A 13810-nucleotide genomic window follows, 5' to 3' on the forward strand; every position below is an offset into this window, starting at 1 on the left:
CATGGCCGGGCCGGTTGACCGGACCATCAGCGAGGACGTACCCGGTGCGCCGGACGACGTCCGCGACCACTACGTCGACCTGGACAACATCACCGACATCCACCCCTTGGTGGTCTCGGTGCGCACCCTGCATCGCAGCGAGTCGCCCGAGGGATATGTCCACACCTACCAGGTGGCCGACCGCATTCCGCTGGGCCCGGCAACCCTGCCGATCAGCTACACGGCGACCCTGCGGGTGCCCCGAACCGGCCCCGTCATCACCGAAGCCCGCCAGTTCCCCCGGGTCCGGCTCGACGGGGTGGTGTCCTTCGACCCCACTCCCGGCGGTACCCGGCTGACCGAGCGGATCCGGATCAGCGCGCCCTGGCCGCTGCTCGCGATGACCGCCCGGCAGGCGGTCGCAGCGCATCAGGAGATGCTCGCCGGGATCCGGCGACGCTTCGAAGAGGGGGCTTAGCCCGCGGTCTTGCCGTTGTCCACGTTGTAGACCGCGCCGTGGATGGTCGATGCATCGTCGCTGGCCAGGAAGGCGATCACCTTAGCGACGTCGCGCGGGTCCATCATTCCGCGGGGTGCGGCGATCCGCATGATCAGGTTCCAGTCGGCGTCATCGGGCGTCGCGAACTCGGTGACCTGCGGGGTGAGCATGCCGCCCGGGCACACCACATTCACCCGCAACTGCTCCTTAGTGAATTCCACCGCCAGGGCCCGGGTCAGACCGACCAGGCCGTGCTTGGCTGCGCAGTAACCGGCCGAGTAGACCTCACCCTCGATCCCGGCGATCGACGCGACGTTGACGATGTTGCCGCCGGCTTCGAGCAGGTGGGGCAGCGCCGCCCGGCACAGGTAGAACGGGCCGTTGAGGTTGACGGCCAGGTCGTAGTCCCAGTCGGCGTCGGCCACCGCGGGGGTGTGCCGCATCTGGTGAAAGCCCGCGGCGTTGACCAGCACGTCGAGCCGGCCGAACCGCTCCACACAGCCCGCGACGGCATCCCGGCAGGCCTGGGCGCTGGTGATGTCGACCGAGGCGAACTCACCGCCGGGGACGGACTCGAACACTCCTGCCATCCGCTCGGTGTCGCGGGCGATCCCGTAGACCGACGCACCGCGTTCGGCGAAAACCTGAGCCACCGCCGCCCCCAGTCCCGACGACGCTCCGGTCACCAGGGCGACTTTCCCGCTCAGCTGTGTCATCTTCCAACCTCTCCAGGCCCGATTTCTCCGCCCGGCTGGGCGTGGACGTTGCGCAGGCCCACCGCGTTGCGCAGTCCCGAGCAGTTGTAGCACCCGACACATCCCACGCAGTCGGTGCACCGGGCACAGGCCAGGCACGCCATGCACGTGCGGCACGCGAAACATGCTGCGCAGGCCACACATTCGCGCATCGCGATGCACAGCAGCGTCAGCACGCAGCCCGTCAGCACCGCGCTGCCGGCGCTCAGGATCGAGCCGGCGATCACCGCGCTGCCCGCGGTGGCGATAGACCCCGCCACCACGGCGCTGCCCGATGTGGCGATCGAGCCGCCGACCACCGCGCTGCCCGCGGTCGCGATCGATCCGGCCACCGCCGCGCTGCCGGTGGTGGCGATGGATCCGGCAATGGTCGCGACGTCCTCGCTGGCGGTCCGCATCGGCCCAGTATTCCAGCAGGTAGACGGACTTTTGGGGGCATCTCGGTCGCGGTGCAGAAAATTACGCGTACGTGACCATGTGCGTTCTGACAAGGCATCGAGGTCACTACTCGCCTTGAATTGGACCCAAGAGCACCACCGTCTGGTTGCATCGGCTATCAGAGGGGTATCGCATGCACGGTGCTCGGCCCGGGTCGAGGTGGCCCGCCACGGGGAAGGAGCAGCCATTGCGCGCATCTGACGCAGTCTCGCTGAACGGCGCGCGTGTGCCCGCGGCCACGGGTGTGGCCGTCGAACACGACGCGCAGTTCGAGATCTGGCGCAACGGTGTGCGGCAGTCTGCGCTCGCCCACGTCGCCGACTTCGTCGACGGCCACTGTGTTCCGCAACTGGCCGGCGCCGGAATCGACGTCGCCGCCGACATCCTTGTGCAGTTCGTGGGCGGCGGAAAGTGCTTGCGCTCCACGTTCATGTACCTGGGCTGGCTGTGCGGCGCGCCGGCCGACGACGCCGCGCTGCGGGCCTCCGCCGGTCTGGAACTGCTGCACGCCTTCGCCCTGCTGCAGGACGACGTGATGGACGACTCGGACATGCGTCGCGGCGCTCCCGCCGCGCACGTGCAGTTCGGCCAGTGGCATCGCGACCAGGGCTTCAGCGGATCGCAATGGCGCTTCGGTGCCTCGGCGGCGATCCTGCTGTCGGATCTGTGCCTGGTTTGGGCCGAACAGATGATGCGTGACAGCGGCGTGCCCGCCGATGCGCTGGCACGCGCCTGGCGGCGCTACGACGCGATGCGGGTGGAGCTGGCCGTGGGCCAGTTCGCCGACGTCGCCAATGACTACGGTGCCCTGCCCACCCTGGACCAGGTGCTCGACGTCGCCCGCCGCAAGTCGGGCAACTACACCGTGCGACGGCCGCTGGAGATCGGTGCGGCGATGTCCGGCTGCGAGGACCTGATCGGCGCGCTGGGGGAGTATGGCAGCGCCGTCGGCGAGGCGTTCCAGTTGCGCGACGACATCCTCGGCGTGTTCGGGTCACCGACGGTGACCGGCAAGCCGATCGGGGGAGACCTGGCCGAGCGAAAGGCCACCAGCGTCGTGGTCGCGGCTCACCAGATGGCCGATGCCACCATCCGCAGGCAGTTCGTCGAACTGATGAACGCCGAGGAACTCGACGCCGCCGACATCACCCGGTGGCGCAACCTGATCGTCGCCACCGGCGCCGTCGAGTGGATCGAGGACATGATCGACGAACTGGTCGGCACCGCGGTGAACCACGTGTGCGACAACCGAATTGACGACTGGGTGCAGTCGACGCTGGCCAATATGGCGGCGGCCTGCACCCTGCGAGTGACCTAGAGAACAGGAGACGATGATGCGTACCGTCCCAGGGGCGACCGACCACGTCGTGGTGGTCGGAGCCGGGCTGTCCGGGCTGTCTGCTGCCCTGCAGCTGGCGGGCCGCGGCCGGAGGGTGACGGTGGTCGAGCGCTACCCGTTCCCCGGCGGGCGAATGGGCCAGGCCGACATCCGCGGTTACCGCATCGACACCGGACCCACGGTGCTCACGATGCCCGACATCATCGAAGAAGCGTTCGCCGCGGTCGGCGCCTCGATGGACGACCACCTGCAGCTTGACCTGGTGGACCCGGCCTACCGGGCATCGTTCGCCGACGGCTCGTCGCTGGACGTGCATACCGATGCCGCCTCGATGGCCGCCGCCATCGAGGAGTTCGCCGGTCCGGCCGAGGCGGCCGGCTACCACCGGCTGCGCGACTGGCTCACTGAGCTCTACCAGCTGGAGATGAAGGGCTTCATCGCCTCGAACTTCGACTCCCCGCTGTCACTGCTGACCCCGCAGCTGGCCCGGCTCGCCGCGATCGGCGGCTTCCGCGGCTGGGAGAAGATGGTCAGCAAGTACATCAAAGATGAACGGCTGCAACGGGTTTTCACCTTCCAGGCGCTCTACGCCGGAGTTCCGCCGCAGCATGCGTTGGCCGCCTATGCGGTGATCGCCTACATGGACACCGTCGCGGGTGTCTACTTCCCGCGCGGCGGTATGCGTGCGGTGCCCGAAGCGCTGGCCGCTGCCGCAGCCGCTGCCGGGGTGGACTTCCGCTATCAGGCCTCGGTGACGTCGCTGGAGAAGTCCGGCTCGCGGGTGACCGCGGTGCGTACCGACAACGGTGACCGGATCGCCTGTGACGCGGTGGTTCTCACCACCGAGCTGCCGCTGACCTATCAGCTGCTGGGTCGTACCCCGCGGCGCGCGGTCAAGATCCTGCCCGCCCCGTCGGCGGTCGTCGTCCACGCCGGGGTGCCCGCCGTCGGCGACAAGCTGGTGCACCACAACATCAGCTTCGGCAAGCAGTGGTCGCGGACGTTCGATGAGATCATCCGCGACGGCACCTTGATGAGCGATCCGTCGCTGCTGGTGACCAGGCCCACCGCGGGTGACGCCAGCTTGGCTCCTGTCGGCCGCGACCTGCTCTACATCCTGGCACCGGCCCCGAATCTTGATGTGGGCGTGGTGGATTGGTCTTCCGCCGGTGAGGCATATGCCCACCAGGTGGTGGCCAAGGCCGGGGAGCGGCTGTTGCCGGGCCTGGACGAGGACGCCGACATCCTCGACATCGTCACCCCGGCGGACTGGGCCAAGCAGGGCATGGCTGCCGGCTCGCCGTTCGCACTGGCCCACACCTTCTCTCAGACCGGCCCGTTCCGGCCCGCCAACCTCGTGCGCGGGATCGACAACGCGGTGCTGGCCGGCGGATCCACGGTGCCCGGCGTCGGTGTTCCCACCGCCCTGCTGTCCGGCCGGCTCGCCGCCGAGCGGATCGCCGGCCCCGTTGACGAATTGTTCCGCAAGCGCATCATCACCAGGTCGGGAAGCAGGTAGCGATGATCCACACCGAGTTACACGCCGCGGGGATCGACGACGAACGGCTGCGCGAGTCCTACCGGTACTGCCGCAGGCTCAACGCCCAGCACGGCCGGACGTACTTCCTGGCCACCCGGCTGCTGGCCCCCTCGCAGCGGCCGGCCGTGCACGCGCTGTACGGGTTCGCCCGGTACGCCGATGACATCCTCGACGATCTGGAGTCGACGGCCACCATCGCCGAACGGGAGGCCCGCCTGGATCGGCTGTCGGCCAAGTTCTTCAGCGGCACAGCCGATCCCAGTGAGCCGGTGTTGCCCGCGGTGCTGCATACCGCGCGCACCTACCGCATTCCGCTGGATCTGTTCGACGATTTCCTGACGTCGATGCGGATGGATCTGACCGTCACCGACTATCCGGACCGGGCCGCGCTCAACCACTACATGCGCGGGTCGGCCGAGGTCATCGGTCTGCAGATGCTGCCGATCCTGGGCACGGTCGGTCCGACCGCCGAGGCCGAGCCCTTCGCCGAGGCGCTGGGCCGGGCGTTCCAGCTGACCAACTTCCTGCGGGACATCGACGAAGACCTCGACCGCAACCGGGTCTACCTGCCCGCCGACGAGATGGCCGCCTTCGGGGTGGACCGCGACCTGCTGACCTGGTGCCACCAGAGCCGTCGCACCGATTCCCGGGTCCGTCAGGCCCTGGCCGCCCAGCACGACATCACCCGGGAGATCTACCGCGAGGCCCGCAAGGGCATCGCGCTGCTGGCCCCGCAGTCGCGGCCGTGTGTGGCCACCGCGTTCACGCTGTACTCGGAGATCCTCGACCGCATCGAGTCGATCGACTTCGAAGTGTTCAGCCAGCGGGCTACCGTCGGTACGGGTCGCCGGGTCCAGGTGTTCGCCGGCGGACTGGTCCGTGCGCGACGGGCCCGAAGGTACGGCGCTGCCTGATGTACTGCATCATCGGCGCTTTCGATCGAAAGGATCGCCAGTGGTAAGTGTCGGCCAGCGAGGACTGCAACGGGAACAGGTTCCCGGCGCCTTCGACGTCGGCGCGGCGGCCTACGACCGGCTGGTCGGCGCCAACCCCGGCTATCACGACCACCTGCGCATCTCGGCACGCCGGATGCGGATCGCCGACGGCGGCCGCGGGCTGCGCCTGCTGGACGCCGGCTGCGGCACCGGTGCGTCGACCGCGGCCCTGCTCGAGGCAGCCCCGCATGCCGAGATCGTCGCCGTTGACGCCTCGGCGGGCATGCTGACCGAGGCCAGGGCCAAGTCGTGGCCGGACAATGTGCGCTTTGTTCACACCCCGATCGAGGGGATCGCCGAGGCCGGGGTCGAAGGGCCGTTCGACGGCATCCTGGCTGCCTACCTGCTGCGCAACCTGGCCGATCCCGACACGGTCCTGCGGACCTTCCGTGGCCTGCTGCGGCCAGGTGCCACCCTGGCGGTGCACGAGTATTCGGTGAGCGATTCGCGTGCGGCCAAAGCGATTTGGAACGCCGTGTGCTGGGGCATCATCATCCCGGCGGGCTGGCGGCAGACCGGGGACAGCACCCTCTACCGCCACCTCTGGCGCAGTGTGAACACCTTCGACGGTGCCAAAGACTTCCAGCGCAGGCTCGCCGCCGCCGGGTTCACCGGCGTGCACAGCGAGACCATGCCCGGCTGGCAGCGCGACATCGTCCATACCTTCCTGGCGGACGCACCACAATGATCGATCCACGCCGAGTCGCACATCCGGCTCAGTCCGGGCTGCCGCATGCCAACGCGCTGCCCAACACCCCGCACGTCGTCGTCGTCGGCGCCGGTATCGCCGGTCTGGCCGCGGCCACCGGCCTGGCCGAGCGCGGGGTCTCCGTCGAGGTCCTGGAACGCCAGGACTATCTGGGCGGCCGCGTCGGCGGCTGGACCGAGACCCTCGATGACGGCACCGAGGTGGCCAACAACCGCGGCTTCCACGCCTTCTTCCGGCAGTACTACAACCTGCGTGCCCTGTTGCGCCGCAGCGATCCCGGACTGGACCGGTTGCGCCCGGTCGAGGACTACCCGCTGGTCGACGGCGAGGGCCGCCGGGACACCTTCCGCGGCCTGCCCAAGACACCGCCGTGGAACGCACTGGTGTTCGCGCTGCGCAGCCCCACCTTCCGGATACGGGATCTGTTGCGGCTCAACGCACCTGCGGCGGCTCCGCTGGCCGCGGTGTCGGTGCCCGAGATCTACGATCAGCTCGACGATCTGGACGCCGAGACGTTCCTGACCAACATCAACTTCCCGATCGCGGCCCGGCACCTGGCCTTCGAGGTGTTCGCCCGCAGCTTCTTCGCCCGCCCTGAGCGGTTGTCGGCCGCGGAGCTGGCGGCGATGTTCCACATCTACTTCCTGGGCTCCAGCGAAGGTCTGGTGTTCGACGTCGCCGAGTCGAACTTCAACACCGCGCTGTGGGATCCGCTGGGGGAGTATCTCGTCGAGCAGGGTGTCGTCTTCCGCACCGGGGTGTCGGTGGATTCGGTCAACCAGGGTGGTTCCAAGACGCTGCAGGTGAGCGTCTCCGACGGCACCACCATTGATGCCGACGCCGTGGTGCTGGCCACCGATCCGGGCGGCTTGCAGCAGATCGTGGCGGCCTCGCCGGGACTGGGTGATGAGCAGTGGCGCGAGCAGGTGGCACGTTTGCGCACCGCGCCGCCCTTCGTGGTGCAGCGGCTGTGGCTGGACCGGCCGCTCGACGCGGGCCGCCCGCCCTTCCTGGGCACCGGCGGACTTGAACCGGTCGACAACATCAGCGTGGTCAGCAACTACGAACGCCAAGCCGCCGAGTGGGCCCGCGCCCACGGCGGTTCGGTGGTCGAGGTGCACTCCTACTCGGTGGTGGACCCGCCGCCGTTCGAGGGGCTGCGGGAACGCATGCTGGGCCGGTTGCACCAGCTCTACCCGGAGACCGCGCAGGCCGGGATCGTCAAGGAGACCATCCTGTTCCGCGAGGACTGCCCGCTGTTCTACCCGGGTTCCTTCGCCGACCGGCCCACCGTCGAGACCCCGGTGCCCAACCTGATGCTCGCCGGTGACGGCATCCGCATCGACCTGCCGGTAGCGTTGATGGAGCGCGCCGCCACCACCGGGTGGACGGCCGCGAACCGGCTGCTGGCCGGCTGGGGGGTCAGCGGACATACGGTGCACACCGTTCCGGTGCAGGGTCGTTCGCCGGTTCTGCGCCGGCTGGCCACCCCGAGAAAGGCTCAGGCGTCATGAGCATCACGTCGCGGCTGGCCGCCCGTTTTCCCAAAGGCATTCCGCTGCAGGTTGTTCCGAAGCTGGACTGGGCCAACCAGAAACCCACCTATCAGGATGCCCAGCCCGCTCTGATCAACTCGGCACTGCAACGCGCCGAGCAGCGGGCCAGCGGTAACTGGTTCGTCTTCGCCGCCAGTTCGGATGTCAAGTCCGACAAGCCGTTCGGCACCCGGGTCGGCGGTGTGGAGATCGTGGCCTGGCGCGACCAGCAGGGCGGGCTGCACGTCGGCCCGGCGGCCTGCCCGCACCTGGGCGCGGACCTCGCCACCGGCACGGTGGACTGCGGTGCGTTGATCTGCCCGTGGCACGGCCTGAAACTCGCAGGCAAGCGGGAGTTCGGCTGGAAACCGTTGCCCGCGTTCGACGATGGCGTGCTGGTGTGGGTCCGGCTGGATCGCGTCGGCGGTGAGGAACCGCTGGAGCAGCCGGTGATCCCGCCACGGCCGACGGGTGCGCGGCTGGCCGCCGTGACCCGGCTCGAAGGCATCTGCGAACCGTCCGATGTCATCGCCAACCGGCTGGACCCGTGGCACGGCGCCTGGTTCCACCCTTATTCGTTCACCCAGCTCGAGGTGCTCAGCGCCCCGCCGGACGATGCCGACGAGGACACCGACCGGTTCCTGGTCGCGGTGACGTTCCGGATGGGTCGCCTCGGTGTCCCGGTGATCGCGGAGTTCACCACCCCGGAGCCGCGCACGATCGTTATGCGGATCGTCGACGGCGAGGGCGCGGGCAGCGTGGTGGAGACCCATGCGACCCCGATCGGCCGCGGACCCGACGGGCGGCCCCGCACCGCGGTGATCGAGGCCGTCATCGCCCAGTCCGACCGCACGGGTTTCAAGTACTCGCTGCGGGCCGCTCCGTTGATCACCCCGCTGATGCGGGTGGCCGCCGCGCGGCTGTGGCGCGACGATCTGGCTTACGCCGAACGTCGATTTGCTTTGCGGGACAACTCATCCAGCTAGGCTCCGAGCGTGGCTAAGCGAATAGTGATCTGGGGTACCGGTTTCGTCGGCAGGATGGTCATCCCGGAGGTGCTCAAACATCCCGAGTTCGAACTGGTCGGGGTGGGGGTGAGCAACCCGGCCAAGGTCGGTGTCGACGTCGGCGAGATCTGCGGACTGTCCGAGCCGACCGGGGTACTGGCAACCGATGACGTCGACGCCCTGATCGCGCTGAAGCCCGACGCCCTGGTCCACTACGGGCCCACGGCCGCGCACGCCGACGCCAACATCGACCTGATCAGCCGGTTCCTGACGGCCGGCATCGATGTGTGCTCGACGGCCATGACGCCGTGGGTGTGGCCCAAGATGCACCTCAACCCGCCGAACTGGATCGACCCGATCACCAAGGCTTGCGAGGAAGGCCGCTCGTCGTGCTTCACCACCGGCATCGACCCGGGGTTCGCCAACGACCTGTTCCCGATGACCCTGATGGGGCTGACCTCCGAGGTGCGCCGGGTGCGAGCCTCCGAACTGCTGGACTACACGAACTACGAGGGTGACTACGAGTTCGAGATGGGCATCGGCCGCGAGCCGGAGTTCAAGCCCCTGCTGCAGAACTCCGACGTGCTGGTGTTCGCCTGGGGCGCCACGGTGCCGATGATCGCCTACGCGGCCGGGATCGAACTCGACGAGATCACCACCACCTGGGACAAGTGGGTGACCCCCACCGAGCGCAAGACCGTCAAGGGCGTCATCCAGGCGGAGCATGTGGCTGCGGTGCGATTCACCATCAACGGCGTCTACCGGGGCGAGACCAGGATCCAGCTCGAGCACGTCAACCGGATCGGCAGAGACGCCGCCCCGGATTGGCCCTCGGGTGACCAGGACGACGTCTACCGGGTCGACATCGAGGGCACGCCGAGCATCTTCCAGGAGACCGCGTTCCGCTTCACCGACGGTTCCGGACGCGATGCCGCCACCGCCGGCTGCCTGTCCACCGGCCTGCGCGCGCTCAACGCCGTCCCAGCCGTGAACGACCTGTCCCCGGGCTGGGTCACACCCCTGGACCTGCCCCTGATCCCGGGTCGCGGCATCATTCGCTGAGTAACGTCCGCGGCGGTCAGACCGACATTTCCGGTGATGACTGACGCAACGAAACCGGCCATTGGCCTGTCGGTCGGAGCTACCACACTGGCTGCTGTGACGTCGGACCGAAGTGTCACGCGCAAGCCCGTTCTCACGCTTCCCGGCCTGACGATCAGCGACTTCGTCGACCGTGTCGGCGATCCGGTGGGCATCGTGGCCGCCGACGGATCGGTGCATTCGGCAGGAGATTTGCTGGCCGACGCGCTGCGCGGGCTGGGCTACGAGGCCACCGCCGGCCGTCCGCTGCCGCCTGCCGCCGCGCTGACCTACCCCGCGCACTGGGCACCGGCAGCTGTTGAGGGTCTGCGCCGTGCCCTCCGCCGCCTCCCCGAGTGGTCGGCCGCTGACCTGCTGCTGGTCCCCGATGCGGCAGCGGCTGCGACGGCCTTGCAGGTCGACCCTGGGCTGCCGGCACGCGGGTTGGTGGCCCTGTGTGACGTCGGCGGCAGCGGGACCACGGTGACCCTGCTCGATGCGGCGGCCGGATATCGGCCGATCGAGGCGCCCCTGCGCTACCAGGACTTCTCCGGTGACCTGGTCGACCAGGGTGTGCTCGCCCATGTGGTGGGGGAACTGTCCGCGGGCATCGACATCACCGGCACCTCGGCCATCGGTTCGCTCACCCGGCTGCGGGCTGACTGCCGGGCCGCCAAGGAACGGCTGTCCACCGCCTCGGTGACCGCGATCCCGGCCCAGCTGCCCGGTTTCACCGGTGACGTCCGGCTGACCCGGCTGGAACTCGACGAAGTGCTGCGCCGGCCGCTGGCCGACCTGGCAGCGGCAGTGATGGACCAGCTGAGTCGGGCGGGGGTGCGTCCGGCCGAACTGGCCGCCGTCGCGACGATCGGCGGCGGCGCGGCCATCCCGGCACTCACCACGACCCTGTCCGAGCATCTGCGGGTGCCCGTCATCACCGCGCCGCGCCCGGGCCTCATCCCGGCGATCGGTGCCGCATTGCGGGCCGCCCGCGGCCCGGCTGACGACAACCCGACCGCGCTGGCCGCCGCCCCGGTTGCGGCGCCCCTGGTCGCACCGGCCGCCGATCCCGCGCCCCTCACCGGCGCCGCGCTGGCCTGGTCGCAGGCCCCGGACGTGCCGGACATCAAGGCACCCGAGCCCGAACCCGCCGTCGCTATCCGGCCGCCCATCGACTTCGAGCACGAGCCCGCCGAGGTGGCCGACGGCCCCGCGCCCTGGTATCGCAGGCCGTTGCCGGTGGTGGCGGCTGCACTGGCCGTGATCGCGCTGGCCGGGGCCGGAACGGCCGTTGCGCAGCGTCGCCCAGTCCGGTGCAACTGCAGGCGCCGGTCGAGCAACCGGCACCGCGGACCGTGGTGCAAGCCCCGGCGCCGGTGACCCAGGTGGTCGAGGCTCCGCCGCCCCCGCCAGTGACCGAGACGGCGACGACGACCGTCGTCACCACGACAGTGTCGACCCCGCCGCCGGTCACCGAGACGGCCACTGTCACTGCGCCGCCGCCGATCATCCCGACGATTCCGCCGATCCCGACGATTCCCGGCCTGCCGCCGTTCTTGCAGCCCACAATCTCAGGCTGACGGCCGCTTCTCCAGGACCAGCTTGGCCAGCGGGATCGACATCTGCTCGGGCGCGGCAGCCAATTGGGCGGCTACCCCGGCCTCCAACCGGTCGACGAACTCGGTGCCCCGTGGGTCGCCTAAGCCGCCGTCGAGCGCGGCGGCCAGCGTGGGGAAGATCGAGGCACGAAGGAACCCAGCCCAATTCGCGCCGAATACCGTCGCGTCCTTATTAGTGCGGTACTGCGCCCAGAACCGGTCCTCGGCGTTGAACAACTCCAGATGCTCGATCGACAACCCCTCGAACCGGCCCGACGGCGCGAACGGTGCGCGAAAGTCCTTCTCGTCGCGGCCCATTGACGGTATCGACATCCGTCGCACCTCATCGCTGGTGACGAACTTGTCCTCGACCATCTGCCGCAGCTGGGCGACCACCGCGTCGAACGCCGGCCGAAACCCCGAGCCGCCATCGGGTTCCAGCCCGACGGTCAGCACCACCAGCCGGCCGCCGGGGGCCAGTTCGCGGCCGCGGAATGCGACGAACTCGTGCCAGTCCTCGGCGGCCTGGCGCGCGTAGGCGCGGCGGGCCTGTTCGTCGGAGCTGTAGGAGATCTGTACGTGGTCGGGGATCGGCGTCGGCACCCGGCTCAGCCAGTGCACCGCCCACGAACTCCAGCCCAGCGCAATGCTGTCCGAGGGCAGGATCTGCTTGTAGAACGATCGCCCGACCGCGGAGGCGAAGGTGGCGGCGTCCTTCTTCAGGTAGCTGTCCTGATCATCGGACAGGGTGGCGAACAGCGCACTGAAGTCGTTGTCGGGGACGTCGGTGTGGGCCACCAGGATGGCGTGGTCGGGACGGGTGCGCCCGCGCACGATCGCGATGGCCGCGCTGATCGGGAGCAGCGAGTTGAACCCGTTGGCCGCGCCGTAGTCCGCGATCGCGATCGGCTGCGGGGCGCGCGGCAGCGGCACACTGCGGGCGGCGTCCTCGAAAAGGGCGATGGCAGGGCGCAATCCGGCTGCCTGCAGTCGCGAGGAGGCAGTGTAGGTGGCGCTGTCCATCGGTTGTGGACGCACCACGATGCTGGACTCGGGCACGTCAGTTTCGGCGACGGCGACCCAGCAGCAGGCCGACCACGACGCCCACGACGAGCATCGCGGTCAGCAGCAGCCACATCGGTGACTCCACGGTGATCCACAGAACGTGCACCTGCTGGCGATCGCGGTTCTGGCCGATGAAGACCGCCGCGAGCACCACCAGCAGGATGGCCAGCCAGTAGCGCAGCGCGAATCGCTGTACCGCCCCGCCGGTGGGCTTGGACTCGTCAGGGGACATGGCGACCTCCCGTACTCGCTGCTGTGCAGGTGACGGTAGTCGCCCCGGGATCAATTGTTGGGATAACGCACGCCGGTGAGATCTTCCGAGATCTGCCAGAGCCGCCGGCATCCGTCGGCGTCGGTGGCGCGGGGCAGGATCTTGCCTTCCTTGACCCCGCCGCCGGCCATTTCCATGAAGCCCTTGGGCCCGTAGAACTGGCCGCCGCGGGCGTTCGGGTCGGCGGCGGCATAGAGCACCGGGAGGATGCCCTCGTCGACCTCCTGCCACATGAACGGCATGTAGCGCCAGCTGAACTGGTAGAACCGGGCGAGTGCGGTGGGCTTCTCGCGGCCGTGTGACGGTCCGCTGATCTGCAGGTTCGTCTTGCACAGGCCGGGGTGCGCGGCGTTGGACAGGATGCCCCAGCCGTGCTGGCGGCTGAGCCGGTCCAGTTCGATGGCGAACATCAGCGTCGCGCTCTTGGACTGCGCGTAGGAGGCGTTGGCGGAGTAGCTGCGCTCGAAGTTGGGGTCGTCGAAGTTGATGCCTCCGATCCGGGCGGCCAGGCTGCTCAGCGAGACCACGCGGGGGTTGGTCGCGGCCCGCAGCAGCGGCAGCAGGTGGGCGGTGAGGGCGAAGTGGCCCAGGTGGTTGGCGCCGAACTGCAATTCGAAGCCGTCGGAGGTGGTGTCGCGCTGCGGCGGCTGCATGACGCCGGCGTTGTTCACCAGGATGTCGATCGGGCGGCCTTCGGCGTTGAGCTCCTCGCCGAGCGCGGCGACGCTGGCCAGCGAGGACAGGTCGATGCTCTTGAGCGTGAGTTTGGCGGCCGGGTTGGCGGCGCGAATCTCGGCGGCCGCGGCTTCGCCTTTGGCCTGGTTGCGGATCGCCATGATGACTTCGGCGCCGGCGGCCGCGAAGCGCTTGGTGACGCCGAGGCCGAGGCCGCTGTTGGAGCCGGTGACGACGGCGAGCTTGCCGGACAGATCGGGAACGGTGAGGGAGAGGTCAGCCATGGCCGCGACAGTAACAGAACGCTGGTCTGATAACAAGAGAA

15 protein-coding genes are annotated in these 13810 nt (G+C 69.2%); 10 read left to right on the forward strand and 5 right to left on the reverse strand.

What is annotated here, in order from left to right; translation table 11 throughout:
• Nucleotide 1: 1 nt before the first annotated feature.
• Nucleotides 2-457, forward strand: a complete 456-nt coding sequence (locus BN3385_RS16885) for an SRPBCC family protein (RefSeq protein ID WP_059018318.1) — start codon at nucleotides 2-4, stop codon at nucleotides 455-457.
• Here BN3385_RS16885 and BN3385_RS16890 read toward each other — a convergent pair.
• Both BN3385_RS16890 and BN3385_RS16895 read right to left on the reverse strand, forming a co-directional pair.
• Entirely contained in the window at nucleotides 454-1194 is a 741-nt protein-coding gene (locus tag BN3385_RS16890) for an SDR family NAD(P)-dependent oxidoreductase (RefSeq protein ID WP_059018319.1), read from the reverse strand. The two genes, BN3385_RS16885 and BN3385_RS16890, sit on opposite strands and share 4 nt — an antisense overlap.
• Nucleotides 1191-1631, reverse strand: coding sequence for a hypothetical protein (locus tag BN3385_RS16895; RefSeq protein WP_059018321.1), 441 nt, complete (start codon nucleotides 1629-1631; stop codon nucleotides 1191-1193). Before BN3385_RS16895 ends, BN3385_RS16890 begins: the two co-directional genes overlap by 4 nt.
• A 227-nt stretch (nucleotides 1632-1858) precedes the next feature.
• On the opposite strand from BN3385_RS16895, the gene BN3385_RS16900 reads away from it, so the two are divergent.
• From BN3385_RS16900 to BN3385_RS29350, 9 genes are all read left to right on the forward strand, one after another.
• A complete protein-coding gene (locus tag BN3385_RS16900; protein ID WP_502688072.1) occupies nucleotides 1859-2989 on the forward strand; it encodes a polyprenyl synthetase family protein in 1131 nt (376 codons plus the stop codon).
• A gap of 16 nt (nucleotides 2990-3005) precedes the next feature.
• Complete coding sequence (gene crtI, locus BN3385_RS16905; protein ID WP_059022050.1) at nucleotides 3006-4529, forward strand: phytoene desaturase family protein; 1524 nt, start codon at nucleotides 3006-3008, stop codon at nucleotides 4527-4529.
• 2 nt (nucleotides 4530-4531) lie between these two features.
• Nucleotides 4532-5464 carry a phytoene/squalene synthase family protein gene (locus tag BN3385_RS16910; protein WP_059018323.1) on the forward strand — a complete coding sequence of 311 codons (933 nt, stop codon included), beginning with the start codon at nucleotides 4532-4534 and terminating at the stop codon, nucleotides 5462-5464.
• Nucleotides 5465-5504: 40 nt separating this feature from the next.
• Entirely contained in the window at nucleotides 5505-6233 is a 729-nt protein-coding gene (locus BN3385_RS16915) for a class I SAM-dependent methyltransferase (RefSeq protein WP_231748751.1), read from the forward strand.
• Nucleotides 6230-7768, forward strand: coding sequence for an FAD-dependent oxidoreductase (locus BN3385_RS16920; protein ID WP_059018325.1), 1539 nt, complete (start codon nucleotides 6230-6232; stop codon nucleotides 7766-7768). The genes BN3385_RS16915 and BN3385_RS16920 overlap by 4 nt, the downstream gene beginning before the upstream one ends.
• Entirely contained in the window at nucleotides 7765-8775 is a 1011-nt protein-coding gene (locus BN3385_RS16925; RefSeq protein ID WP_059018327.1) for a Rieske (2Fe-2S) protein, read from the forward strand. The genes BN3385_RS16920 and BN3385_RS16925 overlap by 4 nt, the downstream gene beginning before the upstream one ends.
• Before the next feature lie 9 nt (nucleotides 8776-8784).
• Complete coding sequence (locus BN3385_RS16930; protein WP_082690516.1) at nucleotides 8785-9858, forward strand: NAD(P)H-dependent amine dehydrogenase family protein; 1074 nt, start codon at nucleotides 8785-8787, stop codon at nucleotides 9856-9858.
• 96 nt (nucleotides 9859-9954) lie between these two features.
• Nucleotides 9955-11256, forward strand: a complete 1302-nt coding sequence (locus BN3385_RS16935; RefSeq protein ID WP_353612231.1) for an Hsp70 family protein — start codon at nucleotides 9955-9957, stop codon at nucleotides 11254-11256.
• The gene (locus tag BN3385_RS29350) at nucleotides 11253-11456 is read left to right on the forward strand and encodes a hypothetical protein (protein WP_197415226.1); all 204 of its coding nucleotides are present in this window, start codon (nucleotides 11253-11255) and stop codon (nucleotides 11454-11456) included. The genes BN3385_RS16935 and BN3385_RS29350 overlap by 4 nt, the downstream gene beginning before the upstream one ends.
• Here BN3385_RS29350 and BN3385_RS16945 read toward each other — a convergent pair.
• From BN3385_RS16945 to BN3385_RS16955, 3 genes are read right to left on the reverse strand one after another with little or no spacing between them, the layout of a single operon-like run.
• Complete coding sequence (locus BN3385_RS16945; protein WP_059018334.1) at nucleotides 11448-12533, reverse strand: class I SAM-dependent methyltransferase; 1086 nt, start codon at nucleotides 12531-12533, stop codon at nucleotides 11448-11450. The genes BN3385_RS29350 and BN3385_RS16945 overlap by 9 nt on opposite strands.
• A 1-nt stretch (nucleotide 12534) precedes the next feature.
• Complete coding sequence (locus BN3385_RS16950) at nucleotides 12535-12771, reverse strand: hypothetical protein (RefSeq protein ID WP_059018335.1); 237 nt, start codon at nucleotides 12769-12771, stop codon at nucleotides 12535-12537.
• Nucleotides 12772-12821: 50 nt separating this feature from the next.
• Nucleotides 12822-13769, reverse strand: a complete 948-nt coding sequence (locus BN3385_RS16955) for an SDR family oxidoreductase (RefSeq protein ID WP_059018337.1) — start codon at nucleotides 13767-13769, stop codon at nucleotides 12822-12824.
• Nucleotides 13770-13810 lie beyond the last annotated feature (41 nt).

The organism is Mycobacterium sp. M26 (assembly GCF_001494595.1).
Classification (GTDB): Bacteria; Actinomycetota; Actinomycetes; order Mycobacteriales; family Mycobacteriaceae; genus Mycobacterium.